Raw genomic sequence first — 25,776 nt, forward strand, 5'->3', positions numbered from 1 at the left:
CCCGAGTGAGTTCGCGCGGCCGGGTCAGCGCTCTGCTACCCGATTTTCCCTGGGACACCATCGCGGCGGTCAAGGCGAGAGCCGCGGCGCATCCCGACGGGATCGTCGATCTGTCGGTCGGCACTCCGGTGGACCCCGTCGCCCCGATCATCAGGGCGGCGCTCAACGCGGTCGCGGAGGTTCCCGGCTACCCGACCACGCACGGCACCCCCGAACTGCGCGCGGCCGCGGTCGACGCGTTGAAGCGCCGGTACGGGATCACGGGTCTGGACCCGGCGGCGGTGCTGCCCGTGATCGGCACCAAGGAGCTGATCGCGGGCCTGCCGAGGCTGCTGGGTCTCGGTTCCGGTGATCTGGTGGTCATTCCCGAGATCGCCTATCCGACCTACGAGGTCGGCGCGCTGCTCGCGGGCACGCAGGTGCTGCGGGCCGACGGGCTCACCCGGCTCGGCCCCCAGTCGCCCGCGCTGATCTACCTCAATTCGCCGTCCAACCCGACCGGCCGCGTGCTCGGCGTCGAGCACCTGCGCAAGGTCGTCGCGTTCGCGCGGGAGCGCGGCGCGATCGTCGCGTCCGACGAGTGCTACCTGGGTCTCTCCTGGGACAGCCGCCCCTTCTCGATCCTGGATCCCGAAGTGTGCGACGGTGACCACACCGGTCTGCTCGCGGTGCATTCGCTCTCGAAGACGTCGAACCTGGCCAGCTACCGCGCCGGTTTCGTGGCGGGCGATCCGGAACTGGTCGCCGAGCTGCTCGAGGTGCGCAAACACTCGGGCATGATGGTGCCCTACCCAATCCAGGCCGCGATGACGGCCGCGCTCGGCGACGACGCGCACGAGGCCAAGCAGCGTGAACGCTACCGCGCCCGGCGCGAGCAGCTGCGAAATGCGCTGCAGGGCGCTGGTTTCCGTATCGATCACTCGGAGGCCGGGCTGTACCTGTGGTCCACTCGCGGCGAGAACTGCCGGACCACGCTGGACTGGCTCGCCGACCGTGGCATCCTCGCCGCGCCCGGCGACTTCTACGGGCCGACCTCGGGCGAGCACGTGCGGATCGCGATGACCGCGTCCGACGAACGCATCGCCGCCGCGGTGGAGCGCTTGCGCGCGAACTGATTTCGCGGATTTCGGCGAGATTGCGCGTCGGCCATGACGGAAGCGCCGCCGTCGTCCGGCGCGACGGGCCGGTCACGAGCTGCGCCGACAGGTGACCGGTTCGCCCGGGCGGACCGCGCTTCGTACACTCGTGACGCTCGATCGGCTCGGTGAAAGGTTGCTGCGATGCAGGGGGTGGGGCTCGCCGTCGGCGAGGTGTTCGCCGGATATCGGATCGAGCGGGTGCTCGGCCGCGGTGGAATGGGCACGGTCTATCTGGCCGGTCATCCGCGGCTGCCGCGCCTGATCGCGCTCAAGCTGCTCGATCGCGACCTCTACGCCGACGAGGAGGCGCGGCGGCGATTCGAACGCGAGGCCGATGTGGTTGCGCGGCTTGATCATCCGAACATCGTGTCGGTGCTGGATCGCGGCGCCGACGAGGGTGTGCTGTGGATTTCCATGCAGTACGTCGACGGCGGCGACGCGGCCGCGTTCCGCGGCGGACCGCTGGACCCGGTGCGCGCCGCCGGGATCGTCGCCCAGACCGCGGCCGCGCTGGACTACGCGCACGACCGCGGCGTGCTGCACCGCGACGTGAAACCGGCCAACATCCTGCTGAGCGCCGCGCACGGCGGCGGCGACCGGGTGCTGCTCAGCGACTTCGGCATCGCGCGCATGCGTGAGGACACCCACCAGCTGACCAGGACCGGCGAACTGCACGCCACCCTGGCTTACGCGGCGCCGGAACAGCTTTCGGGCGGGCCGGTCGACCATCGCGCGGACCAGTACGCGCTCGGCTGCACCCTGTTCGCCCTGTTGACCGGACAACCGCCGTTCACCGGGACGAATCCGGGCGCGATCGTCGCCGCGCACCTCACCCAGCCCGCGCCGCGTGCCGGTGCGTTCGTCCCGGGGCTGCCGTCCGCGGTGGACGAGGCGATCGTCCGCGCGATGGACAAGGACCCGGCCCGGCGCTTCGCCAGTTGCGGCGCCTTCGCCGATGCGGTGACGCGGGCCCTGGCCGGTCGCGCGATCCCGCCGAGTTCCGCGGATCAGGCGGGAGCGTCTGACGATCCGGGCAACTCGGCGCCGCTCACTCCACCGCGGATTCCGCTCTGGACGGACACGGTGGTCGATTCCGGGCCCAGGGCGGCCGGTGCGACCGATCCCCGTTCGGCGGCCGCACACGGCTGGGGAGGCGGTCCTGCCGCGTTCGCCGCGCCGCCCGCGCGGGTCGCAGGACGGCGGGTCTCCTCGGGGTGGCGGACGTTCTCCGTGCTGCTTCTGGTGTTCGCGCTGGTGCTCGGCGTGGGCGGGGTGGCCGCAGTCGGCGTCTACTGGAAGTTCATCCGCCCGAACCGGCCGCAGCCGCTGCCGTGGGGCGCGCAGCATTCCATCGCGATCGCCTTTCCCCAGCTCATCCCGGCGAGCCCGGACGGAACGGGCTGGCGGGGCGCGCGCTGTCACGGCGCCGCGACGGTGGTGACCGCGCCCGGTGACCCGCTGCCGCTGCGCCAGATCGTCTGCACCGACCCGGACGGCGTCACCGCGTGGTACACCGAGTACGAAGGGTTCCGCGAGGTGCAGGCTTACCTCGGCGCGCACGCCACGGTGACCGGCGAACGCGAATTCAGCAGGCCGGGTGGGCTCCAGGTGTTCCGGCCGACCGATCCGGCCGCGCCGTTCACGCTGGCGACGCACGGCTGGGTGAGCCCGTCCACCTCGTCGATCCTGGTCGAGGTCGCCTGGCCGGGGCACACGTTCGACGAGGTCCGCGACCGATGGTGGGCCGAGGCTCCGTTCTGATCCGTGGCCGACACGCGGCGGCGCGAGGGCTCCGTCCAGGCGTGGTTTTGGGGCTAGCCTGAGTTATGGACGCTGTCACGGTTGTCCCTACGCCGAGCAACGAGCCGGTGCATACGTATGCGCCGGGGAGTCGCGAGCGCGAGCTGCTGCTGGCCGAGCTGGCCCAGATCTCCGCCGAATCCGTCGACGTGCCGCTGGTGATCGGCGGCAAGCATCGGCCCGGGATCGGCGAGCGGCACGAGATCGTCGCACCGCACCGCCGTCGGCACGTGCTGGGGACCTACACCGATACCACTCATTCCGAAGCGCACGGCGCCATCGAGGCGGCCATCGCGGCCGCGCCGGGATGGCGCACCATGCCTTTCGACGACCGCGCCGCGGTCTTCCTGCGCGCGGCCGACCTGCTGGCCGGACCGTGGCGGGAGAAGGTGGCCGCCGCGACGATGCTCGGCCAGTCCAAGTCGGTGGCGCAGGCCGAGATCGACGCGCCCTGCGAGTTGGTCGATTTCTGGCGGTTCAACGTGGCGTTCGCGCGCGACATCCAGGCTCAGCAGCCGCAGTCGAGCCCCGGCGTGTGGAACCGGATGGACTACCGGCCGCTGGAGGGGTTCGTCTACGCGATCACGCCGTTCAACTTCACCGCCATCGCGGGCAACCTGCCGACCGCGCCCGCGCTGATGGGCAACACGGTGGTGTGGAAGCCGTCGCCGACGCAGACGCTCGCGGCGTTCCACACGATGCGGCTGCTCGAGGCGGCGGGCCTGCCGCCCGGCGTGATCAACATGGTCACCGGCGACGGTATCCAACTCTCGGAGGTGGCGCTCGCCGACCCGCGCCTGGCAGGCATCCACTTCACCGGCTCCACCCGCACCTTCCAGTCGCTGTGGCAGCAGGTCGGCGCGAATATCGGCCGCTACCATGGCTATCCGCGGCTGGTCGGGGAGACGGGCGGCAAGGATTTCATCGTCGCCCACACGTCGGCCGATCCGGATGCCTTGCGCACCGCGCTGATCCGTGGCGCTTACGAGTACCAGGGTCAGAAGTGCTCGGCCGCTTCGCGGGCCTACATCGCGCGGTCGGTCTGGCGCGCCATCGGCGACGATTTCCTCGCCGCGACCGCCGAGCTCAGCTACGGCGACGTGGCCGATCTGTCGAATTTCGGTGGGGCGCTGATCGATCGGCGCGCCTACGACAAGAACGTGGCGGCCATCGAACGAGCGAGGGACGCGGGCGTCACCATTCCGGTCGGCGGCGCCTACGACGACAGCGAAGGCTGGTTCGTACGCCCGACGGTACTGCTCTCCGACGATCCGCGCGACGAGTCCTTCACCACCGAGTACTTCGGCCCGATCCTCTCGGTGCACGTCTACGACGACGCCGAACCCGGTTCGTACGCCGCGATTCTGGCCGAAGTGGAAGCGGCCGCGCCGTACGCGCTGACCGGCGCGATCTTCGCCGACGATCGCAAGGCCGCCGAACAGGCCTCCGCCGCTCTGCGTTTCGCGGCGGGCAACTTCTACATCAACGACAAACCCACCGGCGCCGTCGTCGGTCAGCAGCCGTTCGGCGGTGCGCGCGCCTCGGGTACCGACGACAAGGCGGGCTCGCCGTTGAATCTGCTGCGCTGGACGGCGCCGCGCACCATCAAGGAGACATTCGTGCCGCCGGTACAGCACCGGTACCCGCACATGGACTCGTGAGACCGGCGGCGCCGCCGCGCCGGCCGGAAGAAGGAGGCGTGATGCGTGACATTCTCGAGGACCGATGAACCCGCTGCGTTTGGTGATTCTCGCGGCCGCCGCCTCGCCGCGGATGAAGCGTGCGCTCACCGGGACGCCGGTCGCCGCGGAGATCGTGCGCCGGTTCGTGCCGGGCGAGTCGCGGGCGGAACTGGCGCCGGTGGTGGACGAGCTGCTCGACAGCGGCAGGTTGGTCAGCGCCGACTTTCTCGGCGAGAACACCACCGACCGGGCCCGCGCCGACGCCACGGTGGCGGAATACCTTTCGCTGATCAACGAGCTCGCCGCCGCCGACCGGTCACCGCGGCCGGGCGGGGCGGCGGCGCGGGTGGAGGTCTCGGTCAAGCTGTCCGCCCTCGGTCAGGCCCTGCCGGGAGACGGTCCGGCCATCGCCACGGACAACCTGCGCACCGTGTGCACCAAGGCCGCCGAGGCGGGCGTGTGGGTGACGGTGGACGCGGAGGACCACACCACCACCGACGCGACCCTGGCCGCCGTGCGCGAGTTGCGCCCGGAATTCCCTTGGCTGGGTGCGGTTCTCCAGTCGTACCTGCACCGCACCCGTGACGACTGCGCCGAGTTCGCCGGTTCCGGTTCTCGAATCCGCCTGTGCAAGGGCGCCTATCGCGAGCCCGCAGCGGTGGCCTACCAGCGGGCGGTCGAGGTGACCGATTCCTACTTGCGCTGTCTGGAAATCCTGATGCGCGGCCATGGGTACCCGATGGTGGCCACCCACGACCCGGCGCTCGTGCTGGCCGCCGAGCGGATGGCCACCGAATCTGGACGCGGCGCAGGGGAATTCGAGCACCAGATGCTGTACGGCGTGCGCGACGCCGAGCAGCTGCGGCTGGCGCAGGCGGGTCACCCGATGCGGGTCTACGTTCCCTACGGCGACGATTGGTACGGCTACCTCACCCGCAGGCTGGCCGAGCGACCCGCGAACCTGGCGTTCTTCCTGCGCGCGCTGGCCGGCGATCGCGATCAGACCAGCGGCTTGCCGAGCCTGCGCCGCCTGCGCAGATCCCACAGGTAGAAGTTCATCGGAAAGAGCCGCAGCCGCTGGGGAAGCCTGCGCTGCACCGCGCCGACCGCGCGCAGCAGCAGGCGCAGCGCGCGGTCCTGGCGGGGCGTCCAGCGCATGCCCATCTCGTCCCGCAGGTGCGGCGGCAGCAGGCCGGTGACGATGAAGCGCTGCACCGGCGCGAACAGGCGCAGCGGCGGCGCGACCATCCGCAGGTCGATGAGGCCGTCGAAGTAGGCGCGGGTGCGGGCGTCGATGGTCTTACGGGCCAGGTTGGTGTCCCAGTACTCGGCGAAGGCGGCGCGGTCGGCGGGCCACAGTTCACCGCGCATTTGCAGCGTCGTGCCGAGCCGGGCGGCGTACTGGTAGAACGCGTCCGCACTGGCCTCGTCGAGCGGGCCGTGCAGGCGCTCCTCCAGATCGACGATGCCCCAGTACAGGCAGGCGGCCACCCAGAGCTGGAGGTTCGGGTCGAAGGCGTTGTACTTCACGGGGCTTTCGGCGCCCGACCGAATGGTGCGATGCGAGGTGTTCACCGCATCGCGATAGGCGGCCCGCTCCTCCTCGGTGCCCATCAGAGCGACCGCGAGATAGGTGAGCGTGGTGCGCAGCCGCTTCCACGGGTGCACGGTGACCTTGCCGGATTCGACCGTGCTCTCCAGCACGCCGTAGGCGACCGGCATCAGGCTCAGCTGCATGATCACGTTCGCGGTGCCGCCGAGAATGGCGGCGACACCGCTCCAGAACTCCTCGATGTCGAAGTCCTCGGCGGTGCCGTAGCGGCTGCCGGGCACCGGCTCGGGCGTCGTTGCACGAAGGGGCGCGGTCATCGTCGTCCTCGTCTTTCCGTTCACCGGAGGTGAAGCGATGAGAAGGTTCTGTAGTCACCTTGTCATCTGAGGGCGGGTGCTGTCAAAGGTCACCGGCCGTCCCGGGTGAAGGTATGCGATGCTGACGGTGTCATCGTTTCGCCGACGAGAGGGTGGGAGACATGGCGAGCCTGACCAAATTGCTGCCGCTCGTGCGCAACTCCGGTCCGGAGGACCGCAACCAGGCGCGCGTGCTGGACGCCGCGCTGGTGGCGTTCCTGGATTTCGGCATCAAGCGCACCAGCATGGTCGAGGTGGCCCGGCGCTGCGGCCTGTCACTGGCCACCCTGTACCGGCGCTTCGCCAGCAAATCGGATCTGATCGAGGCGGTCGCGCTGCGCCAGACGCGCGATTTCATCGATGAGGTGGACGGCGTGCTGCAACGCCAAGTCGATCGGGACGCGGGCGCCGAAGAGCAGATCGTCGCGCTGTTCGTCGCGTTCGTGAACGGCCTGCGCGGCAACCAGCTGGTGCACCGGTTGCTGGCCACCGAACCCGAATTGGTGCTGCCGTTCCTCACGGTGAAGGGCGCGCCGATCATCGAGCTCGGGCGCGATTACGTGGCCGAGTTCATCACCCGGCTTCAGGGCGAGGGCAAACTGCCCGCGTACGACCCGGCGCCGCTGGCCGAAATGATCGCGCGCACCGCGCTGTCGCTGGCGCTGACCCCGCAGACGGTGATCCCGTTCGGCGACGACGCCGCCCTGCGCGAGTTCGCCCGCGACCATGTGGTGGTCTCGTTCCGGGTGCGCTGACCGCCGGCCGCCCGGGCGGGCGGGCGCTCAGCGGGGGTTCAACCAGGCGGACACCCCGAGCACGTCGATCACCACAGTGGGCAGCGCGCCGAGCACGTCGCCGGTCTGGTCGTCGGCCGTGCCCCAGGTGAATGCCGCCACGGTGAACCCGGTTCCGTAGGAGGCCGAGCCCACCTCGGGTGCACCGAGATCCGACCATCCCCATTTGGTGCCGAGAACCCCGGGCAGGCGGGCGGTTCCCCAGTCCTGCACGGTGCCGTCGGCGGCCGTGTTACTCGCCGCGGCCATCCATTGGAAGATCGGCGAACTCGGATCCTGAAGTTGCTTGGCGTGCAGGAAGTCGGCGACGTCGGCGCTGCTGGTGATCGCGGTGCTCCAGTCGCCCGTTCCGGACCGAGTGGCGGCGAGCCCGTACTCGGTGGCGATGGCGTCGATGGCCTGCGGGTATTTGCCTTCCATGGCGCTGGCCGCGCCGTCGTCGGAGAAGCGGATCATGCGCTCGCCCAGTTCCCGGTCGGTCGCCGAGCCGTCGCCGTGGCGCAGGGCGTAATCGACGAGGAAGAGCTTGGACAGGGAGAGGGCGCCGCGCGACTCGTACTGGTTCGCGGTTCCCCACGATGCGCCGACGCTCGACCGCATGGCGATCGAGGTGCGCGACGGCGTCTCCTCCGCGCTGGGCTCGGCGTTTGCGGGTGGTGCGCACAATGCGGTGAATCCCAGGGCGTAGAGCGCTCCTGCGGTCAGCGACGCGACGATCTTTCGACGGATCACGATGGCCTCCCGGGGTTTCTACCTCCGATTTTTGGCTGTCATCCAGAAGAAAAAGCGTACGCGGGCGCTAGGTGTCGGCGTGGCGGATTGCGGATGCTGTGAGTTAACTGATATAGGGCGAGCTAGGCGAGCGGGAGTCCGAGGCTGCGGCGAAGGCGCAGATCCCAGAGGAAGGCGTTCACCGGGAAAGCCTTGACGGCCTTGGGCATCCGGTTCTCCACCGCGCCGACGGCGGTGAGCAGCGCGGCCAGGCGGCGGTCGTCGCGTTCGGTCCAGGTCATGCCCATCTGATCGCGCAGTCGCTCGGGCAGCAGTCCGGCGGTCATCCAGCGGTGGAAGCCGCTGAAGGCGAGCTGGACGGGACGCGGGAACATGCGCAGGTTCACCAGGTCCCAGAAATAGTCGCGGACCGGCGGATCGATGACGGTCAGCGCCAGGTTCTCGCGCCAGTACCGGTCGAACGCGGCCCGGTCGGCGGGCCACTGGCCGGGCCGCATCTGCAGCGTGGTGCCGAGCCGTTCGGCGTTGCGGTAGAACGCGTCCGCGGTGGCCTCGTCCATCGGGCCGTGCATGCGCTCGTGCAGATCGCGCCCGCCCCAGTACAGGCAGGCCGCCACCCACAGTTGGAGTTTCGGGTCGAAGGCGTTGTACTTCACCGGGCTGGCCGGGCCGGATCGGACGGCGCGGTGCGAGCGATCGATCGCGGCGCGGTAGGCCGCGCGTTCGTCGTCGGTGCCGAGCAGGGCCACGGCCAGATAGGTCAGCGTGGTGCGGGTCCGCTTCACCGGGTGCAGCATGATCTTGCCGCTGTCGACCGTGCTCTCCAGCACGCCGTAGCCGACCGGGCGGGCGCTGAGCTGCATGATGACGTTCGCGGCGGCGCCGAAGAAGGCGGCGGATCCGTCGAGGTGGCCGCGGATGTCGAAAGCGTCGTCGGATGCCTTGGGCGCGGATGCGCGAAGGGGACTGGTCATCGTCGACCCCGGTTCTCCTCGATGAGAAAGATACGGTACGACCTTCTCACTGTGTCGTCGGTGTGTCAACGGTCACACCGCGTCGTCGCCGAGCTGTGACGCGCGGGAACGCGCTGTCGGCGGCCGTCGCGCACGCAGTAGGTTGGGCGAATGTCGTTCGGTCCACACCTGCTGCTTCGTTCCCTGAATCCGGCCGCGGTCGCTGCGGGCGCGGACATTCCGGACGCGGTCACCATCGACGGCGTGACGCTCTCGCGCAGCGACCTGCTCGGCGCGGCGACCTCGGTGGCCGAGCGCATCGCACGCGCCGATCGGGTGGCGGTGCTGGCCAGGCCGACGGCGCGAACCGTCCTCGCCGTGGTCGGCTGCCTCATCGCGGGCGTCACGGTGGTGCCGGTGCCCCCGGATTCCGGTGCCGCCGAACTCGCGCACATCCTGGCCGATTCCGGTGCGCAGGCGTGGCTCGGTGACGCGCCGGAGGGCACCGAACTGCCGGTGGTCCCGGTCCGGCTGCACGCCAGGTCGTGGCACAGCTATCCCGAACCCGACTCGGCCACACCGGCTTTCGTGCTCTACACCTCCGGAACCACGGGTCCGCCGAAGGGTGTCGTGCTCACTCGCGGCGCGATCGCCGCCGGGCTGGACGCGCCCGCCGAGGCGTGGGACTGGACCGCGAACGACGTTCTGGTGCACGGGCTTCCGCTGTTCCACGTGCACGGGCTGATCCTCGGCGTGCTCGGCCCGCTGCGGGTGGGCAGCAGGCTGATCCACACCGGGAAGCCGACACCGCAGGCGTACGCCGAGGCGAACGGCACGCTGTACTTCGGCGTGCCGACCGTCTGGTCGCGCGTCGTCGACGACCCCGACGCGGCACGGAGACTGGCGGGTGCGCGGCTGCTGGTGTCCGGGAGCGCGCCGCTGCCGGTGCCGGTGTTCGAGCGGCTGCGCGAGCTCACCGGCCACGCCCCGATCGAGCGATACGGCATGAGCGAAACCATGATCACGCTGTCCACGCGCGCGGACGGCGAACGGCGCCCCGGCTGGGTCGGCACGCCGGTGCGTGGCGTGGAGACCAGGCTGCGGGACGAGACCGGAGCGCCGGTGCCGAACGACGGTGAGAGCATCGGCGGCTTGCAGGTGCGCGGGCCGATGCTGTTCGACGGCTACCTGAACCGGCCAGACGCCACCGCGCAGAGCTGGACCGAGGACGGGTGGTTCAAGACGGGTGACGTCGCGGCCATCGACGCCGAGGGCTTCCACCGCATCGTCGGCCGGGAATCGGTCGACCTGATCAAGTCCGGCGGCTACCGGATCGGTGCGGGGGAGATCGAAACGGCGCTGCTCGGGCATCCCGAGGTCGCCGAGGCGGCGGTCGTGGGCCTGCCCGACGACGACCTCGGACAGCGCGTGGTCGCCTTCGTCGTGCTGCGCGGCGAGGCGGGCGTCGCGATCGAGAAGGAGCTGATCGACCATGTCGCCGAACAGCTCTCGGTGCACAAGCGGCCGCGGGAGGTCCGCGTGGTCGCGGCGCTGCCACGCAACGCGATGGGCAAGGTGCAGAAGAAGCAGCTCGGCTGACGCCTCGGGCCCGCCGGGGGTTGACCTCGAGCTGACTCGAGGTTCTACCGTCGCAGCATGACCGCAACGTTGACCAAGGACCAGATCGACTACCTGCGCACCCAGCGCCTCGGCCGCCTCGCCACGGTGCGCCAGGACGGGTCGCCGCAGAACAATCCGGTCGGCTTCCGCTACAACGCCGAACTCGGCACCATCGACATCGCGGGCTGGAACATGGGCGCCTCTCACAAGTTCCGCAACCTGGCCACGAACGATCGCGTGGCGTTCGTCGTCGACGACATCGCCTCGGTGCAGCCGTGGCGGGTGCGCTGCCTGGAAATCCGCGGCACCGCCGAGGCGCTGACGGATGTCGACCCCTACATCGCGGGCGTCTCGAGGGAGATGATCCGCATCCACCCGGAACGGATCATCGCCTTCGGCATCGTGCCCGAGGCCGCGGCAACCGCCTGAGCGTTAGCTACCTCAGTCGTTCGCGTGCAGGTCCGCGTTGAGTTCGATGCCGGTGCCCTTGCGCGGGACGACCTCGACGGCGCCGGTCTGGGAATTGCGGCGGAACAGCAGGTTGTTCTGACCGCTCAGCTGGGCGGCCTTCACGACGGTGCCGTCCGGGGTGGCGACCTTGGTGCCCGCGGTGAGGTACAGACCGGCCTCGAGCACGCAGTCGTCGCCGAGCGGGATGCCGAGGCCCGCGTTGGCGCCGAGCAGGGAGCGCTGGCCGATCGAGATGATGGTGGTGCCGCCGCCCGAGAGGGTGCCCATGGTGGAGGCGCCGCCGCCGATGTCGGAACCGTCGCCGACCACGACGCCGGCGGAGATCCGGCCCTCGACCATGGAGGCGCCTAGGGTGCCGGCGTTGAAGTTGACGAAGCCCTCGTGCATCACGGTGGTGCCGGAGGCCAGGTGTGCGCCGAGGCGGACCCGGTCGGCGTCGCCGATGCGCACGCCGGAGGGCACCACGTAGTCGACCATGCGCGGGAACTTGTCGATGCTGTACACGGTGACCGGACCGCGGGCGCGCAGCTTGGCGCGGGTGGCCTCGAAGCCCTCGACGGCGGCCGGGCCGTGGTTGGTCCACACGACATTGCTGAGCAGGCCGAACTGGCCGTCCAGGCTCACCTCGTGCGGCTTCACCAGCCGGTGCGAGAGCAGGTGCAGGCGCAGGTAGACGTCGTGCGCGTCGACCGGGGCGGCGGACAGGTCGGCGATGACGGTGCGCACCGCGACCACGTCGACACCGCGCGCCTCGTCGAAGCCGAGCAGCGCGGCGTATTCGGCGGGCGCCTTGTCCAGGCGTTTGGTGCCGGTGTCGCCGAACTCGCCGAGCTCCGGGTTCGGGTACCAGGTGTCCAGGACGGTTCCGTCCGCGGTCACGTTGGCGATACCGACTGCTGCTGCTCCCTGAATGCTCACGTCATTAGAGGTTACCGACCGATCGCCGCCAGCGGTGCGCCACCTCCGGCCTGCTCGTCCCACAGACCACGCACCGAGCTTCTGTAGTTCGCCGAAAGCAGGGCGCGAGGCTGTCGTGCTCTGCTGTCGGGCGCGAGGCTGTCGTGCTCCGCTTTCGGCCCGACGCTGCCGCGCCCAGCTCTCGGGCTCGACGCTGTCGCTCCACGGACCGGCGCGGTGTCCGCGGTCGATGCGCCCCGCTCGTAGGCTGAGGGGCGTGACCATCGACCTGTCTGCCGATCCCATCGCTCTCACCGCCGCGCTCGTCGACATTCCGAGCGTGTCACTCGACGAGAAGGCGATCGCCGACGTCGTCGAGCGTGCGCTGCGGGAGCAGACCAGCGGCTTCGAGGTGGTGCGGCGCGGGAATGTGGTGCTGGCCCGCACGAACCGGGGGCTGCCGACGCGGGTGGTCCTGGCCGGACACCTGGACACGGTGCCGATCGCGGACAACGTGCCGAGCCGGTTCGACGAGGACGAGGACGGGCAGGAGGTGCTCCACGGGTGCGGCACCGTCGACATGAAGTCGGGTGACGCGGTCTTCCTGCATCTCGCCGCGACGGTCGCCGATCCGGTCCACGACCTGACGCTGATCTTCTACGACGGCGAGGAGATCGCCGAAGAGCACAACGGCCTCGGTCACATCGAGCGCGACCTGCCCGAGTGGCTCGACGGCGACCTGGCGATCCTCGGCGAACCCTCGGGCGGCTGGATCGAGGCCGGTTGCCAGGGCACCCTGCGGGCCCGGCTCGCCACCAAGGGTGTGCGCGCGCATTCGGCGCGAGCGTGGATGGGCGACAACGCGATTCATCGGCTGGCCCCGGTGCTGCAACGGTTGGCCGACTACCGGCCGCGGCAGGTCGACATCGATGGGTGCGTCTACCGCGAGGGCCTCTCGGCGACCCGCCTCTCCGCGGGGGTGGCGGGCAATGTCATCCCCGACGCCGCGGAGCTGGAAGTGAATTTCCGCTTCGCCCCCGACCGCACCATCGACCAGGCCATCGCCCACGTGCGCGAGGTCTTCGACGGACTCGACCTCACGATCGACGTGGTCGACTCGGCGCCGGGAGCCCTGCCCGGTCTCACCGCGCCTGCCGCCGCCGACCTGATCGCCTCGGTGAACGGCCACGGCGGGGGCGGGGTGCGCGCCAAGTACGGCTGGACCGACGTGTCCCGCTTCGCCGCCCGCGGCATCCCCGCCGTCAACTTCGGCCCCGGCGACCCCAACCTCGCCCACAAGCGCGACGAGCACGTGCCGACCGCCCAGATCACCGCGGTCGCCGCCATGCTGCGCGACTATCTGACCGGCAAAGCCTGACCTCCGGCCGCGCAGCCGGCTCGTCGGAACCACCGGCGATCGACCACCCTCACCCGGCGAACTGCTCATCGAGGAACTCCGCCCAGGTGCGCTTGCCGCGCTCCGCGGTGTCCAGGTTCAAGTTCGCCCCCGCGCGGTAGGCGCGGCCGACCTTGCCGGGGACGCGGACCGGCAGCAACGGACGGCGCTTGCCCGCGGCCCGCAGGTAGTGGCGGATCATGTCGCCCAGCGTGAGCACCTCCGGTCCGGCCAGGTCGGGGACGCGTCCGGCGGGCGCCGCGGTGGTCAGGTCGACCAGCCGAGCGGCCACCTCGCGCGAATCCACCGGCTGCCACCGCAGGCCGCCCGGCGCGGGGGCCACGGGCAGCTTGCCCATGGCGCGCACGGTTTTCAGCGCCAGGTCGTGGAACTGCGCCGCGCGCAGGATGGTGTGCGGCAGACCCGAATCGATGATGGCCCTTTCCGAGTCGGCCTTGGCGCGGAAGTAGCCGAGCGGCAGCTCTTCCGCGGCGATGACGCCGATGTAGACGATGTGCCGCGCCTCCGCGGCCGCGCGGACCAGATTGCGGGTTGCTACGTCGTCGCCCTTGGGTCCGCCCGCCAGGTGCAGGATGGTGTCCGCACCCGCGACGGCCGCTTCGATGCCCTCGCCGCGCAGCAGATCGCCGGTGACGTATTCGATGCCGTCGACGGCCGGGCGGGGCGAGCGGCTGAGCACCCGTAGATCGTGGCCCGCGGCCCGCAGCAGCGGGACTACGTGGTTGCCGAGGGTGCCGGTGCCGCCGGTGACGAGAACGGTCATGATGGTCTCCGATCGTCGGAATCGCTGCGCCGGTGTCGTTCCCGGCGTCTCGATCGGATGACGACGCCCGCGCCGGGAGTGTGACATCCCGGCCCGACACCGCGAGTGTGCCGCGAGTTCACCGCCTTGCGCCGCCCGCGCCGCCTACGGCCCGGTAGCGTGGAACGCATGTCCACCGACGCCGCCGACCACGAGATCGCAAGCAAGCCGAAGTCGACAGCCAAATTCCGCGGACCGATAATGTTCCGCCGCGATCGCAAACCAGGCGCCGGTACCGCCGACCGGAACCTCTTGGACCACCGCGGGGACAGCGACTGGGTGCACACCGACCCGTGGCGGGTGCTGCGCATTCAGGCCGAGTTCGTCGAGGGTTTCGGCGCGCTGGCCGAGGTGCCGCGCGCGGTCACGGTCTTCGGTTCCGCGCGGACGCCCGTCGACCACCCCGAATACCAGGCGGGCCTGGCCATCGGCGGCGCGCTGGCCAGGGCCGGATTCGCGGTGATCACCGGCGGCGGCCCCGGCGCGATGGAGGCCGCCAACCGGGGCGCGTGCGAGGCGGGCGGCTACTCGATCGGCCTCGGCATCGAGCTGCCGTTCGAGCAGAGCCTCAACGATTGGGTCGATCTCGGCATCAACTTCCGCTACTTCTTCGTCCGCAAGACGATGTTCGTGAAGTACTCCGAGGCATTCCTCTGCCTGCCTGGCGGTTTCGGCACCCTGGACGAGCTGTTCGAGGCGCTCACCCTGGTGCAGACGCACAAGATCACCCGTTTCCCGATCATCCTGTTCGGCACCAGATACTGGGCGGGACTGGTGGATTGGCTGCGCGGTTCGTTGCAGGGCTTCGGCAAGATCTCGCCGGGTGACCTCGACCTGATCCACGTCACCGACGACGTGGAGGAGGTCGTCGAGATCATCATGCGGGCGGCCGCCGAGCGCGCCGACATCGACACCCTGGGCACGGAGGACCAGTGGTGACGGTGGATCCGGCCGACGTCACCGCCCCGTACGCCGTCTGCGTCTACTGCTCGGCGAGCACCGCCGACACCGACGCGCTGGGGCTGGCCGCCCGCGTCGGCACCGAGATCGCCCGGCGCGGTTGGCAATTGGTATCCGGCGGCGGCCACGTCTCGATGATGGGCGCGGTGGCCACGGCGGCTCGGGCCGGTGGCGCCAACACCATCGGCGTGATCCCGAAACACCTGGTGCACAAGGAAGTCGCCGACGTCGACGCCGACGAGCTGGTGGTCACCGACACCATGCGCCAGCGCAAACAGGTCATGGAGGATCGCGCCGACGCCTTCCTCACGCTGCCCGGCGGCATCGGCACGCTCGAGGAGTTCTTCGAGACGTGGACCGGCGGCTACCTCGGCCAGCACGACAAACCGGTGGTCGTGCTCGACCCGAACGGCTTCTACGACGGGCTGTTCCGTTGGGTCGACGAACTCTACGAGCGGAAGTTCGTCTCCCGATTCGCCATGGAGCGGATTACCGTGGTCAACGATCTGCACGCCGCGTTCGCCGCGCTGAAACCCGAACAGACACTCGGCGCGCCCCAAGGCTAGGAGAACCGCGTTGAGTACCGACACCCGCGCGACGGTGCGCCTCGTCGACCTGGCCAAAGCGCTGCCGGGAATGGCACTCGACGCGCCCGGCATAGTGCGCAACGCGCGTGGCTTGCTGGTGCGGCCCGGCGACAAGGCGTCGGTCGGCCTGTTCTTCCAGCGCAACGCGCACCGTCATCCGGACCGCGTGTTCCTGCGTTTCGAGGGCAGGGCCTACCGCTACGGCGAGGCCAACGCCGAGGTGAACCGCTACGCGAACGTTCTCGCCGAGCGCGGGGTGCGGCGCGGCGACGTGGTCGGCGTGCTGATGACCAACCGGCCCGAGACGCTGTTCACGGTGCTGGCCACCGTCAAGCTCGGCGCCACCGTCGGACTGCTCAACCACAACCAGCGCGACCAAGTGCTCGCGCACAGCTTCGGGCTGCTCGGCAGCGTGCTGAACGTGGTCGGCGAGGAATGCCGGGAGGCGCTGGATTCGCTCGCCGAACCGTTGCCGAACGTGTTGTACGGCAACGATCTCGCGCGGGCCGCCCGCACCGCCGACGCCGCCGATCCCGCCGTGTGCGCGCAGGTGACCGCCCGCGAACGCGCGTTCCTGATCTTCACCTCGGGCACCACCGGCCTGCCCAAGGCCAGCGTGATGACCCACCTGCGCTGGACCAAGAGCATGGCCGGGCTCGGCGGGCTCGGAATTCGCCTGCGCGGCAACGACACCCTGTACTGCTGCCTGCCGCTCTATCACAACAACGCGCTCACCGTCGCGCTGTCGTCGGTGCTGGCGGGCGGGTCCGCCTACGCGCTCGGCCGCAAGTTCTCCGCCTCGGGATTCTGGGACGAGATCATCCGGGAACAGGCCACCGCGTTCATCTACATCGGCGAGCTGTGCCGGTACCTGCTGAATCAGCCCGCGCGCCCGGCCGATCGGCAGCATCGGGTGCGGTTGGTCGTCGGCAACGGGCTGCGTCCCGAGCTGTGGAAGGAGTTCACCCGGCGGTTCGGGATCGGCCGGGTGGTGGAGTTCTACGGGGCGAGCGAGGCGCCGATCGCGTTCGTCAACGTGTTCGGGGTGGACCGCACCGCGGGGTTCGGGCCGCTGCCCTACGCGATCGTCGAGTTCGACGACGCCACCGGCAAGGCGAAGCGCGGCCCCGACGGCAGGCTGCGCCGGGTCGGCTCCGGCGGGGTCGGTCTGCTGCTGGCCAAGGTGGACAAGCGACAGCCGTTCGACGGTTACACCGACAGGGACGCCTCGGAGTCCAAGCTGATCCGCGACGCTTTCAAACCGTGCGACGTGTGGTTCGACACCGGTGATCTGGTGCGTGATCAGGGTTGGTGGCACATCGCGTTCGTGGACCGACTCGGCGACACCTTCCGCTGGAAGGGCGAGAACGTGGCCACCACAGAGGTCGAGGGCGCGCTCGGCGAGCACGAGACCGTGGCGCAGGCGGTGGTGTTCGGCGTCGACATCCCCGGCGCCGACGGCAAGGCGGGCATGGCGGCGATCACGCTGCACCCGGGCGCGGAATTCGACGGCGCCGAGCTGGCCGAAGTGGCCTACCGCCTGTTGCCGGGATACGCGGTGCCGCTGTTCGTGCGGGTGGTCGCCGAGCTGGAGCAGACCTCCACGTTCAAGAGCCGCAAGGTCGAACTGCGCAAGCAGGGATACGCGCCGGACGCCGGGAGCGCGCTCTACGTTCTCGCGGGCCGCACCGAGGGGTACGTCCCCGCGTACGACGACTATGCCGCCGACGTCGCGGCGGGCCGCGCGCCGAGGAGCTGAGCCGCTACAGTCGAGGGCATGTTCAGCCCGATCACCGTGCCGTCTCCCACGCTGTGCGGCAAGCCGGTGGCGACCGATCGGGCGCTCGTGATGGCGATCGTGAATCGCACCCCCGACTCCTTCTACGACCGGGGCGCGACGTTCACCGACGCCGCGGCCATGGACGCGGTGTCGCGCGCGGTCGATCAGGGCGCCGATCTCGTCGACATCGGGGGAGTGAAGGCTGGGCCGGGCACGACGGTCGACGCCGCCGAGGAGACGCAGCGAGTGGTGCCGTTCGTCGCGGCGATCCGCGCGGCGTATCCCGAGCTGCTGATCAGCGTCGACACCTGGCGATCGGAAGTCGCGCGGGCCGCGGTGGCCGAAGGCGCCGACCTGATCAACGACACCTGGGCGGGCGCGGACCCGGACCTGGTCGCGGTGGCCGCGGAACTGGGCGTCGGCATCGTGTGCAGCCACACCGGGGGCGCGGTGCCGCGCACCCGGCCGCATCGGGTCAGGTACACCGACGTGGTGAGCGAGGTCACCGACACCGTGGTCAGGGCCGCCGAGGACGCGCTCGCCGCGGGCGTGCGCAAGGATTCGATCCTGATCGATCCCACCCACGATTTCGGCAAGAACACCTATCACGGGCTCGAACTGTTGCGGGGAATCGACGTTCTTGTAAATACCGGATGGCCGGTCTTGATGGCGCTGAGCAACAAGGATTTCATCGGGGAGACTCTTGGTGTCGGGCTCTCCGAACGGTTGGAGGGCACGTTGGCGGCAACAGCGTGGTCCGCCGCCGCGGGCGCCCGAGTCTTCCGCGTCCACGAGGTCGCCGAAACGCGGCGCGTCGTGGACATGATCGCCGCGATCCAGGGCATCCGGCCCCCCGCACGAACCCTGCGAGGTCTGGTATGAAAATCCAACACCGCGAGTCCGCCTGGGCAAGCACGAATACCTGGGACAACCCCGAATGGACGGTCGACGATCTCGTCGCCGCCAAGGACGGGCGCACCGTGTCGGTGGTGCTGCCCGCGCTGAACGAGGAACGCACCGTCGCCGAGGTGGTGGCCAGCATCCGGCCGCTGCTCGGAACCCTCGTCGACGAACTGGTTGTACTCGATTCCGGATCCACCGACGCTACCGCCGAACGAGCCCGCGCGGCGGGCGCCGAGGTCATCACCCGCGAGCAGGCGGTGCCTGAGCTGGAGCCGATACCGGGTAAGGGCGAGGTGCTGTGGCGCTCGCTCGCGGTCACCGGCGGTGACCTGATCGCGTTCGTCGACTCCGATCTCATCGACCCCGACCCGGCCTTCGTGCCGAAGCTGCTCGGCCCACTGCTGCTGAACGACGACATGCACCTGGTCAAGGCCTACTACCGCCGCCCGCTGCGGCAGGGCGGCACCGTGGACGCGCACGGCGGCGGGCGCGTCACGGAGCTGGTCGCGCGTCCGCTGCTCGCCGCGCTGCGCCCGGAACTGTGCGCGGTGCTGCAACCGCTCAGCGGCGAATACGCCGGCACCCGCGAACTGCTCACCTCGGTGCCCTTCGCGCCCGGCTACGGCGTGGAGATCGGCCTGCTCCTCGACACCTACGACCGCGTCGGCCTGTCCGCCATCGGCCAGGTCAATCTGGGCGTGCGCACCCACCGCAACCGCCCGCTCGGCGACCTCGGCGTGATGAGCCGCCAGATCCTCGGTACCGTTCTCGGCCGCAGCGGAGTCGCCGACTCCGGCGCCGCCCTCACCCAGTTCCCCCTCATCGGTGACGCTTTCACGGCACACAGCACGGAAGTCTCGCTCACCGACCGCCCGCCGATGAACACGTTGCGCCCGTCCCAGGCAGCGGCCTGACTCCGCAGACCTGCCACACGCTTCGCAGGGACCACACCCACTGCGAAGCGTGCATTGCCTGTGCGAGGTGCTTGGATCCGGTCGTGCCACACACGGTTTGGACGCTTCACAGCGCCGGTGCCTGTGTGTGGGGTGTGAGCGCTGTGTGGCGTGCGGTTACTTCGTTGCCCCGCGCCGCTAGGACTTCTCGCGCCCCTTCGGCTCACCGCTTGCCACTTCGGCGCTCGCCAACTCTCCATCCTCGCGCGACTCCGCATCCGCGTCGCCGGGCTGCCCGCTTCCCTCATCGGCGAGCCGTGCCTGGATCGCGGCGACGGTCAGCTGCCCCGACGAATTCGGCTTGCGCAGCACCCCGACCAGAACGCCGACGGTGATGGCGACGAAGACGATCCCGCCTACGACCACGATGGTGTTCATCGCGTCCTCCCCGAATGAGTGCTCGTCCCACCGTGATTCGTCGCGCGCATCACGAGCTGCCGGAATGCGCGGCTGTCGGACATGGAAGACATGGAGAACTCACCTACTCGAGAAATAGTTATCTACTAGCTATCTAAACATCGAGTGGGTATCTGTTACCCGCAGGGTCACGTGACATGTGACACACTGCGGAAATAGTCCGGGCATTTCGTACGAACCCGGCAGTGGTGAGAAGTGATGTGTCTCTCAGCTATCGATCCGCATCAGCGCCGCAGGCGAGTGCCGATGGGACGTGGGTCGGCGTCGTGCCGGTAGACGGGCGTGAGTAGATCGACGTCCACCGGCTCGCCGTTGGCGCGGTCGTAGCGGACCGCGATGAGTACCGAGAACAGGTGGTTGGCTGCCCGCTCGTGCAGCGTGGCCAAGCGGGTGGCGAGCAGGCGTACCGCGCCGAGCGACCCGGGTGGGTGCAGGCCGTCGATGATCAGGCAGGTGCCGCGGCCGTCGGGGCGGGGGAGGCGGGCCAGGTAGGCGATGTCGTGCGGTTCCGGGCCGCCCGGCCGGTACACGCGGCGCGCGGCCCTGTCCTCGATGCCGCGGCGCGCGTCGCCCGCTCTGGCCACCGCGCGCCGCAGCCGGGGATCGGCGGCGATGAGCTGGCGCACGCTGGGGGACAATTCGGGACCGCCGACCACGATCAGCCCGTCCCGGTTCAGGTCCACCGGTCTTCCTGGCAGGAATCTTTCGATCCCCGCGGCGAACCCGAGTTCGCGCAGCAGCTCGACGAGCCGGTGTGCGGCACCGGGATCCGGCGCGCCGAGCACGCGACCGGCGCGCACCTCGGGGACGAGCACCGTGAGCGTCCCGTGGCCGAAGAACAGTCCCTCCGGCGCCGGGCCCTGGGTGCTCACCTGATGGATGCGGGCGCGGGAAAGACCCGCCGCCGCACCGATTCTGGCGAAGGTCCAGCCCTCGGCATGAAGTTCCCGGATGACCGCCCTGCGGATCCTGGTGAGTTCGTTGATCGTCTGCTGCGCCGCCGCCACCCCGTCGGTGGCCGCCTTGAGTCTCTCGACCTTGTCCTCGATTGCGAAGACTCGCGCCACGTCATCGGCCGACATGTGCGAAGTTTAGACAGCTCGACAGCCTTACGGGTCTAGTCTGCTTGACATTGTGGACTTCCAGACAGCCCAGTCTGTTTCGGCTCGACGGCGTTTCTCGCCGACTCGCCGGGCGGAAGACGACGATTCGCCTGATCGCCGCCGAACGAAGTTCGTCCTCGAATCACCCATGGCCGGAGCGACGAGTTAGGTGTGGATGGTGGGTGCCGCCAATGGTTTTCGTCCCCGGCGCGGGCGCCCCGCCCGATCAGGTGGCGTCGAAATCGATCGGCGGACGTTCGTTGCGCTCCAACGGCTTTTCCAGCTTCGGCATCGGATAGTCCGGCATGCCGCTGCTCGTCCCGTACAGATCGTCCTTGGTGGGCACGACCTTCTCCAGGCTGCGCAGCATCGAATCGTCGCCGTTCAGAAGGTGCTTGGTGACCATCGAGCGCGGCGTCATTCCGCGCAGCTCGTTCAGCTCGGCCAGGGGCTTGCGGATGTCCTCGAAATCAGGACCCAGCTCTTCCTTCAGCTGGGCGGTGGCTCCGCTCGCGTAGTCGCGCAGCTGACGCAGGCTGTTCGTGGTCCAGCGCACGGCGCCGGGCAGACGCTCCGGACCGAGGATGACGAGGGCGGCGACGAGCAGGATCATCATCTCGCTCCAGCCGATGTTGCTGAACACGAATCCAGGCTACCCGTGCTTCCGACCAGCGGGTCAGTCGGATTCCAACGTCACAGGCACGTCCACCTGCCTGCCGTCCCGAATCAACTGCACGTTCACCGTCTCGCCGATCGCGCGGGACTGCACCGCGACGGTCAGCTCCTCCGGCCCGGTGACCTCCCGATCGCCGACCCGGACGATCACGTCGCCCTCGACGATCCCCGCCTTGGCCGCGGGACCGTTCGGCGCCACGTCGGCCACCGCCGCGCCGCTCATCACCTCGTTGGCGACGGTCTTGGTGCGGGCCGAGATGCCGATCATCGGGTGGTTCATCTTGCCGGTGTGGATCAGGCTCTGCGCGACCTCGGTCACGGTGTCGACCGGGATGGCGAAGCCGAGGCCGACCGAGCCGCCCGTCTCGCTGCGGATCGCGGTGTTGATGCCGATGACCCGCCCGTCCATGTCGACCAGCGCGCCACCGGAGTTACCCGGGTTGATCGAGGCATCGGTCTGCACGGCGTCGATCACCGCGTTGGTGTCGCTGCCCTCGCCGGAGAGCTTCACCGGGCGGTGCAGCGCGCTGACGATGCCGGAGGTGACGGTCTTGCTCAGGCCGAGCGGCGAACCGATGGCCAGCACGTCGTCGCCCACCTGCACATCGCCGGACTTGCCGAGCCTGGCCACCGTGAGATTCTTCACGTCGACCTTGAGCACCGCGAGGTCGGTCTTGGGATCGCGGCCGACGATGTTCGCGGGCACCCGGCTGCCGTCGGAGAAGGTGACCTGGATGGCGGCCCGGTTGCTCTTGTCCTGAGCGGCCATCGAGATGACGTGGTTGTTGGTCACCACGTAGCCCGCGCCGTCGATGACAACGCCCGAGCCGGTGGCGCCGTTGTCGCCCACGGTGACCCGGATGGAGACCACCGAGGGCAGCACCGCGTTGGCGACCTCGGCGATCAGACCGTGCGGACGCTCGATGCTGTCGGTCTGCTCCAGGGTCACCTTGCGCGAGGTGAGGTTGGTGGTCTGCTCGGCGGTGAGCCTGCCGATCAGGCCGCCGAGGACGCCGATACCGAGCGCGATCACGGCGAGCAGGGCCAGCGCCTTGGGCGCGATCCTGGATCCGAAGAGCACCTCGCGCACGCTCAGCTTGTGCGACTGGGGCAGCGGCGCGGGCTGCGGTGTCGGCACCGCGGGGGCGCCGAGGCGGGCGCCGGCGGTCGGATCGCGCCACGGGTCCGCCGGACCCGCGGCCACGGGGGCGGCTTCGGCCGCGTCGGGGTCGCGCTGGAGCAGCTCGTCGGAGCCTTCGGGCCTGCCGAACGCTTCGGCGAGCACCGCGTCGGGCGGCCGGTTGTGCAGCTCAGGGCCGAGCACGGGCGCGCCTGCGCCTGTGCTCGGCGGGGTGTCGTCGGCGAACGAACCGGAAATGCCCGACGGACGGCGGAAGGCGCGCGCGGTGTGGGTGTCGACGTGGGGTCTGACGACCGGTCGCGGCCCGAGCACGGGCGCGTCCGACGGCCTCAGGTTCCCCCTGTTGGCCGCCGAATCGGAGGTGTCACTGGCGGTGGGCCGCGAGTCCGACACAGATCCGGTGTTCGTCGATTCGGTGGTCACGCGCCAAACTCTACTTGCGCCACCACGTGGTCCACCGGGTCGCGGTGAACGAATCCGGCAGAAAACCGAAAACTGCCTCGCTGCGGGCGTTCCCGGACGGCTGACCCGGGTTGTTCGACGCGCCGCCGGGCAACTCGGCGAGCGGAATACGGGTCAGGCTGTCGTGCAAGCCGGTGGGGATGGAGATGGGGCCGGACTGGCGCAGCGCGATCCGCGCCTGCTGCTGCGCGTCCACCTCGGCCGCGCACTCCGGACAGACCGAAAGATGCTGGGCGGCGCGCAGATACGCGTTCATGCGCAGCTCGCCGTCGACGAAGGCGACGATCGCCTCGCTGGCCAGGTGTTCGGTGGGCGCGAAGCGCGGTGACCTGCCTGGCGTCCGGCGGTCCGCCCCATTCGTGGGACGACCGGACGTGCTGGACTCGCCACTCATGCGGTGCTCACCCTTCCAACGACATCCTCTGGCCCGGGCGTCGCCGGTGCCCGGCGAATCACCCGATGTTCGCGTCAGCGGCGAACCGCTGCTGAGATCCATTATGCGCAAGGTGCTCGCGCAGTGCCTGACGGCCGCGGTGGATCCGGCTGCGCACGGTGCCCAGCTTCACGCCGAGCGTAGCGCCGATCTCCTCGTACGACAGACCCTCGATGTCACACAGCACGACGGCGGCGCGGAACTCCGGCGCCAGCGCGTCGAGGGCGGATTGCAGGTCGGGATCGAGGCGCGCGTCGTGATAGGCCTGCTCGGGGCCGGGGCCCTCGGCGGGCACGCGGTCGTAGTCCTCCGGCAGCGACTCCATGCGGATGCGATTGCGACGGCGCACCATGTCCAGGAACAGGTTGGTCGTGATGCGGTGCAGCCAGCCCTCGAAGGTGCCCGGCTGGTAGTTCGACAGCGAACGGAACACGCGGATGAAGGTCTCCTGGGTGAGATCCTCGGCGTCCTGCGCGTCGCCGGACAGGCGGTAGGCCAGCCGGTAGACCCGGTCGGCGTGTTCGCGGACCAGCTCGTCCCAGGACGGCATCACCGAGCGATCGCCGGTCGCGTCGAACGCGGCGGTGCCGGTCAGCTCGATATCGAGGTCCTCGGCCTGCTCGGCCTCGAACGGCATGATGTGGTCGGGGAGGGTGGCGTACTCGGAGTGCCCATGCGGAGCCGCAAACGAACCTTTGACCATGTGGATGGGGCTACCTCCTGCTCGGGACCGTAAACTCGGGACTCCCGTTTCGGTTCGGGTCTCGAACCGTCGCGTACGGAATACAACCGACACCTGTATGTCGTTGTTCCCGCGTCCCGCGTATCGCGGTCGGCTGGTCTTGCGTGCCCTTACTCTTTCCTGTCCCGATATGGCGGGGATATGGAGATCCTGAGGGACACCTGAGAAAACGGATCCCTGGAGAAAGCGTGTTGTCGGAACGCCGAGACAACCCGCCCCGCATTAGCCTCTTAGGCGTGGCATCGAACCTGGAGCGAAATCTCTCCTACGTGGAAGAATCCGTCGTGGAGGACGAGATCCTCGTCAGCGCGCGCGAACGGGCCACCGAGCTGGGCGCGGCACCGGTGCCGCCGTCGGTCGGGGCCCTGCTGAGCATGTACGCCCAGCTGCTCGGTGCGCGCGCGGTGGTCGAGGTCGGGACCGGCGCGGGCATCAGCGGACTGTGGCTGCTCGACGGCATGCGCGAGGACGGCACGCTGACCACGATCGATTCCGAGCCGGAGCATCAGCGCGCGGCCAAGGACGCGTTCCGCGCCGCCGACATCCCGCCCGCGCGGACCAGGCTGATCAACGGGCGCGCGCTCGACGTGCTACCCCGCCTCGCCGACGGCGCCTACGATCTGGTCTTCATCGATGCCGCGCCGCTCGAGCATCCGCAGTACGTCGCCCAAGCCGTGCGGCTGCTGCGCGACGGCGGCGCCATCATCCTGCACAACGCGCTGCTCGGCGGCCGCGTCCCCGACCCGAGCCAGCGCGACCCGGCGACCCAGGCGGTGCGCGCGGCCACCCGCGCCATCGCGGAGGATCCGGAACTGACTTGTGTGCTGATCCCCGTCGGCGACGGATTGCTCTGCGCCTCACGCGGATAGCGCGCACGCGCGCGATGCCGTTCGCGGCGCGACGACAGAACAGCATGCCGCCGTGGCGAATCCGATCGACCACGAACGCCGCCTGATCCACCGGCATTCGATGATTCAGCGCGTCCGTCCCGGGTATCCGGAGATCAGCCGGGGTGCGGGCGACCCCGTGCGTCATCGCGCGACTCGCGTCCGAAAACCCCCGGCGCCGCAAGCGAATTCGGAGGTCTGGCGATGTGGGATCACGCCGCGGAAATCGTCCATTACGGCCATGTCGGACATGTGGTCAAGGAAAAGGGTTCGGTGAATTGGGTTCTGGCCGGGTTGGGCTTTTTCGCGGTCGCGATTCTGCTCGTCGTGCTGGTACTGCTCGTGGTGAGCAATGCCGATTTCGACACCGGTCCCGCGAAGGTGGTGCCGACCACCGGACCCTGTGAGCCATTCTGCCCGGCGACGCCGCCCCCGCCCGCGCCCTGACGCGCGGGCCCGAATGCTCTGACTCACAGCGCCGAATGCCCTGACGCGCAGCGTCGAATTCCGCGTGCTGT

At 69.7% G+C, this 25,776-nt stretch carries 26 protein-coding genes; 15 read left to right on the forward strand and 11 right to left on the reverse strand.

The annotated features are described in order from the left end of the window. The first annotated feature begins 5 nt into the window (after positions 1–5). The 4 genes from dapC (at position 6) to ACRWNM_RS14345 (ending at position 5,672) form a co-directional block, all read left to right on the forward strand. Entirely contained in the window at positions 6–1,115 is a 1,110-nt protein-coding gene (gene dapC, locus ACRWNM_RS14330; RefSeq protein WP_431967515.1) for a succinyldiaminopimelate transaminase, read from the forward strand. Between the two features lie 165 nt (positions 1,116–1,280). Continuing rightward, positions 1,281–2,900 (forward strand): serine/threonine-protein kinase, encoded by a 1,620-nt coding sequence (locus ACRWNM_RS14335; RefSeq protein WP_431967517.1) that lies wholly within the window; start codon positions 1,281–1,283, stop codon positions 2,898–2,900. Positions 2,901–2,965: 65 nt separating this feature from the next. Beyond that, positions 2,966–4,600, forward strand: coding sequence for an L-glutamate gamma-semialdehyde dehydrogenase (pruA, locus tag ACRWNM_RS14340; RefSeq protein WP_431967519.1), 1,635 nt, complete (start codon positions 2,966–2,968; stop codon positions 4,598–4,600). A 64-nt stretch (positions 4,601–4,664) separates the two neighbouring features. Next, on the forward strand, positions 4,665–5,672 hold the full coding sequence (locus ACRWNM_RS14345; RefSeq protein ID WP_431967521.1) for a proline dehydrogenase family protein: 1,008 nt from the start codon (positions 4,665–4,667) through the stop codon (positions 5,670–5,672). Here ACRWNM_RS14345 and ACRWNM_RS14350 read toward each other — a convergent pair. After that, the gene (locus ACRWNM_RS14350; protein WP_431967522.1) at positions 5,621–6,490 is read right to left on the reverse strand and encodes an oxygenase MpaB family protein; all 870 of its coding nucleotides are present in this window, start codon (positions 6,488–6,490) and stop codon (positions 5,621–5,623) included. The two genes, ACRWNM_RS14345 and ACRWNM_RS14350, sit on opposite strands and share 52 nt — an antisense overlap. 161 nt (positions 6,491–6,651) lie before the next feature. Between ACRWNM_RS14350 and ACRWNM_RS14355 the strand changes: the two genes are divergently transcribed. Then, on the forward strand, positions 6,652–7,284 hold the full coding sequence (locus tag ACRWNM_RS14355) for a TetR/AcrR family transcriptional regulator (RefSeq protein ID WP_431967524.1): 633 nt from the start codon (positions 6,652–6,654) through the stop codon (positions 7,282–7,284). 27 nt (positions 7,285–7,311) lie between these two features. On the opposite strand, the gene ACRWNM_RS14360 is transcribed toward ACRWNM_RS14355, so the two are convergent. Next, on the reverse strand, positions 7,312–8,055 hold the full coding sequence (locus ACRWNM_RS14360; protein ID WP_431967526.1) for a hypothetical protein: 744 nt from the start codon (positions 8,053–8,055) through the stop codon (positions 7,312–7,314). Between the two features lie 122 nt (positions 8,056–8,177). Further along, the gene (locus tag ACRWNM_RS14365; protein WP_431967528.1) at positions 8,178–9,029 is read right to left on the reverse strand and encodes an oxygenase MpaB family protein; all 852 of its coding nucleotides are present in this window, start codon (positions 9,027–9,029) and stop codon (positions 8,178–8,180) included. Between the two features lie 150 nt (positions 9,030–9,179). Here ACRWNM_RS14365 and ACRWNM_RS14370 point away from each other — a divergent pair, with 150 nt between their 5' ends. Then, the gene (locus ACRWNM_RS14370) at positions 9,180–10,607 is read left to right on the forward strand and encodes an acyl-CoA synthetase (protein WP_431967530.1); all 1,428 of its coding nucleotides are present in this window, start codon (positions 9,180–9,182) and stop codon (positions 10,605–10,607) included. 57 nt (positions 10,608–10,664) lie between these two features. Further along, complete coding sequence (locus ACRWNM_RS14375; RefSeq protein ID WP_431967532.1) at positions 10,665–11,057, forward strand: PPOX class F420-dependent oxidoreductase; 393 nt, start codon at positions 10,665–10,667, stop codon at positions 11,055–11,057. Between the two features lie 12 nt (positions 11,058–11,069). On the opposite strand, the gene dapD is transcribed toward ACRWNM_RS14375, so the two are convergent. After that, complete coding sequence (gene dapD / locus ACRWNM_RS14380) at positions 11,070–12,017, reverse strand: 2,3,4,5-tetrahydropyridine-2,6-dicarboxylate N-succinyltransferase (protein WP_431967534.1); 948 nt, start codon at positions 12,015–12,017, stop codon at positions 11,070–11,072. A gap of 256 nt (positions 12,018–12,273) precedes the next feature. Here dapD and dapE point away from each other — a divergent pair, with 256 nt between their 5' ends. Next, positions 12,274–13,374, forward strand: a complete 1,101-nt coding sequence (gene dapE / locus ACRWNM_RS14385) for a succinyl-diaminopimelate desuccinylase (RefSeq protein WP_431967536.1) — start codon at positions 12,274–12,276, stop codon at positions 13,372–13,374. A gap of 49 nt (positions 13,375–13,423) precedes the next feature. Here the strand turns inward: dapE and ACRWNM_RS14390 are convergent, their stop codons facing one another. Beyond that, complete coding sequence (locus ACRWNM_RS14390) at positions 13,424–14,176, reverse strand: SDR family oxidoreductase (RefSeq protein ID WP_431967538.1); 753 nt, start codon at positions 14,174–14,176, stop codon at positions 13,424–13,426. Positions 14,177–14,344: 168 nt separating this feature from the next. Between ACRWNM_RS14390 and ACRWNM_RS14395 the strand changes: the two genes are divergently transcribed. From ACRWNM_RS14395 to ACRWNM_RS14415, 5 genes are read left to right on the forward strand one after another with little or no spacing between them, the layout of a single operon-like run. Then, complete coding sequence (locus tag ACRWNM_RS14395; RefSeq protein WP_431967540.1) at positions 14,345–15,154, forward strand: TIGR00730 family Rossman fold protein; 810 nt, start codon at positions 14,345–14,347, stop codon at positions 15,152–15,154. Continuing rightward, positions 15,151–15,741, forward strand: a complete 591-nt coding sequence (locus tag ACRWNM_RS14400; protein ID WP_431967542.1) for a TIGR00730 family Rossman fold protein — start codon at positions 15,151–15,153, stop codon at positions 15,739–15,741. The genes ACRWNM_RS14395 and ACRWNM_RS14400 overlap by 4 nt, the downstream gene beginning before the upstream one ends. Before the next feature lie 10 nt (positions 15,742–15,751). Then, a complete protein-coding gene (locus tag ACRWNM_RS14405) occupies positions 15,752–17,521 on the forward strand; it encodes a long-chain-acyl-CoA synthetase (protein WP_431967544.1) in 1,770 nt (589 codons plus the stop codon). A gap of 18 nt (positions 17,522–17,539) precedes the next feature. Then, positions 17,540–18,424 (forward strand): dihydropteroate synthase, encoded by an 885-nt coding sequence (gene folP, locus ACRWNM_RS14410; RefSeq protein WP_431967546.1) that lies wholly within the window; start codon positions 17,540–17,542, stop codon positions 18,422–18,424. Then, entirely contained in the window at positions 18,421–19,359 is a 939-nt protein-coding gene (locus tag ACRWNM_RS14415; protein WP_431967548.1) for a glucosyl-3-phosphoglycerate synthase, read from the forward strand. Before folP ends, ACRWNM_RS14415 begins: the two co-directional genes overlap by 4 nt. A 177-nt stretch (positions 19,360–19,536) precedes the next feature. On the opposite strand, the gene ACRWNM_RS14420 is transcribed toward ACRWNM_RS14415, so the two are convergent. The 6 genes from ACRWNM_RS14420 to sigE all read right to left on the reverse strand — a co-directional run bounded on the left by ACRWNM_RS14420 (position 19,537) and on the right by sigE (position 24,266). Beyond that, positions 19,537–19,776, reverse strand: a complete 240-nt coding sequence (locus ACRWNM_RS14420; RefSeq protein ID WP_431967550.1) for a hypothetical protein — start codon at positions 19,774–19,776, stop codon at positions 19,537–19,539. Between the two features lie 263 nt (positions 19,777–20,039). Continuing rightward, on the reverse strand, positions 20,040–20,897 hold the full coding sequence (locus tag ACRWNM_RS14425; protein WP_431967552.1) for a hypothetical protein: 858 nt from the start codon (positions 20,895–20,897) through the stop codon (positions 20,040–20,042). Between the two features lie 247 nt (positions 20,898–21,144). Beyond that, positions 21,145–21,561 carry a Sec-independent protein translocase protein TatB gene (tatB, locus tag ACRWNM_RS14430; RefSeq protein WP_431967554.1) on the reverse strand — a complete coding sequence of 139 codons (417 nt, stop codon included), beginning with the start codon at positions 21,559–21,561 and terminating at the stop codon, positions 21,145–21,147. Between the two features lie 33 nt (positions 21,562–21,594). After that, a complete protein-coding gene (locus tag ACRWNM_RS14435; RefSeq protein ID WP_431967555.1) occupies positions 21,595–23,157 on the reverse strand; it encodes a S1C family serine protease in 1,563 nt (520 codons plus the stop codon). A gap of 10 nt (positions 23,158–23,167) precedes the next feature. After that, on the reverse strand, positions 23,168–23,590 hold the full coding sequence (locus ACRWNM_RS14440) for a hypothetical protein (RefSeq protein ID WP_431967557.1): 423 nt from the start codon (positions 23,588–23,590) through the stop codon (positions 23,168–23,170). Positions 23,591–23,648: 58 nt separating this feature from the next. Continuing rightward, positions 23,649–24,266, reverse strand: coding sequence for an RNA polymerase sigma factor SigE (gene sigE / locus ACRWNM_RS14445; RefSeq protein ID WP_431967971.1), 618 nt, complete (start codon positions 24,264–24,266; stop codon positions 23,649–23,651). A gap of 341 nt (positions 24,267–24,607) precedes the next feature. On the opposite strand from sigE, the gene ACRWNM_RS14450 reads away from it, so the two are divergent. Then, positions 24,608–25,240 (forward strand): O-methyltransferase, encoded by a 633-nt coding sequence (locus ACRWNM_RS14450; protein ID WP_067845300.1) that lies wholly within the window; start codon positions 24,608–24,610, stop codon positions 25,238–25,240. 222 nt (positions 25,241–25,462) lie between these two features. Beyond that, positions 25,463–25,705: a hypothetical protein gene (locus ACRWNM_RS14455; protein WP_431967559.1), complete on the forward strand. Its 243-nt coding sequence runs from the start codon at positions 25,463–25,465 to the stop codon at positions 25,703–25,705. Positions 25,706–25,776: the final 71 nt, after the last annotated feature.

This window comes from Nocardia sp. bgisy134 (assembly GCF_965341865.1).
Taxonomy (GTDB): Bacteria; Actinomycetota; Actinomycetes; order Mycobacteriales; family Mycobacteriaceae; genus Nocardia.

Coding starts and splice junctions, on each gene's coding strand:
- ACRWNM_RS14345 (WP_431967521.1), top strand. CDS start 4,665: ATGAACCCGCTGCGTTTGGTGATTCTCGCGGCCGCCGCCTCGCCGCGG.
- ACRWNM_RS14420 (WP_431967550.1), bottom strand. CDS start 19,776: ATGAACACCATCGTGGTCGTAGGCGGGATCGTCTTCGTCGCCATCACC.
- ACRWNM_RS14335 (WP_431967517.1), top strand. CDS start 1,281: ATGCAGGGGGTGGGGCTCGCCGTCGGCGAGGTGTTCGCCGGATATCGG.
- ACRWNM_RS14390 (WP_431967538.1), bottom strand. CDS start 14,176: ATGACCGTTCTCGTCACCGGCGGCACCGGCACCCTCGGCAACCACGTA.
- ACRWNM_RS14455 (WP_431967559.1), top strand. CDS start 25,463: ATGTGGGATCACGCCGCGGAAATCGTCCATTACGGCCATGTCGGACAT.
- ACRWNM_RS14440 (WP_431967557.1), bottom strand. CDS start 23,590: ATGAGTGGCGAGTCCAGCACGTCCGGTCGTCCCACGAATGGGGCGGAC.
- ACRWNM_RS14415 (WP_431967548.1), top strand. CDS start 18,421: ATGAAAATCCAACACCGCGAGTCCGCCTGGGCAAGCACGAATACCTGG.
- ACRWNM_RS14395 (WP_431967540.1), top strand. CDS start 14,345: ATGTCCACCGACGCCGCCGACCACGAGATCGCAAGCAAGCCGAAGTCG.
- sigE (WP_431967971.1), bottom strand. CDS start 24,266: ATGCCGTTCGAGGCCGAGCAGGCCGAGGACCTCGATATCGAGCTGACC.
- ACRWNM_RS14350 (WP_431967522.1), bottom strand. CDS start 6,490: ATGACCGCGCCCCTTCGTGCAACGACGCCCGAGCCGGTGCCCGGCAGC.
- ACRWNM_RS14375 (WP_431967532.1), top strand. CDS start 10,665: ATGACCGCAACGTTGACCAAGGACCAGATCGACTACCTGCGCACCCAG.
- folP (WP_431967546.1), top strand. CDS start 17,540: ATGTTCAGCCCGATCACCGTGCCGTCTCCCACGCTGTGCGGCAAGCCG.
- ACRWNM_RS14370 (WP_431967530.1), top strand. CDS start 9,180: ATGTCGTTCGGTCCACACCTGCTGCTTCGTTCCCTGAATCCGGCCGCG.
- pruA (WP_431967519.1), top strand. CDS start 2,966: ATGGACGCTGTCACGGTTGTCCCTACGCCGAGCAACGAGCCGGTGCAT.
- ACRWNM_RS14355 (WP_431967524.1), top strand. CDS start 6,652: ATGGCGAGCCTGACCAAATTGCTGCCGCTCGTGCGCAACTCCGGTCCG.
- ACRWNM_RS14365 (WP_431967528.1), bottom strand. CDS start 9,029: ATGACCAGTCCCCTTCGCGCATCCGCGCCCAAGGCATCCGACGACGCT.
- ACRWNM_RS14425 (WP_431967552.1), bottom strand. CDS start 20,897: ATGTCGGCCGATGACGTGGCGCGAGTCTTCGCAATCGAGGACAAGGTC.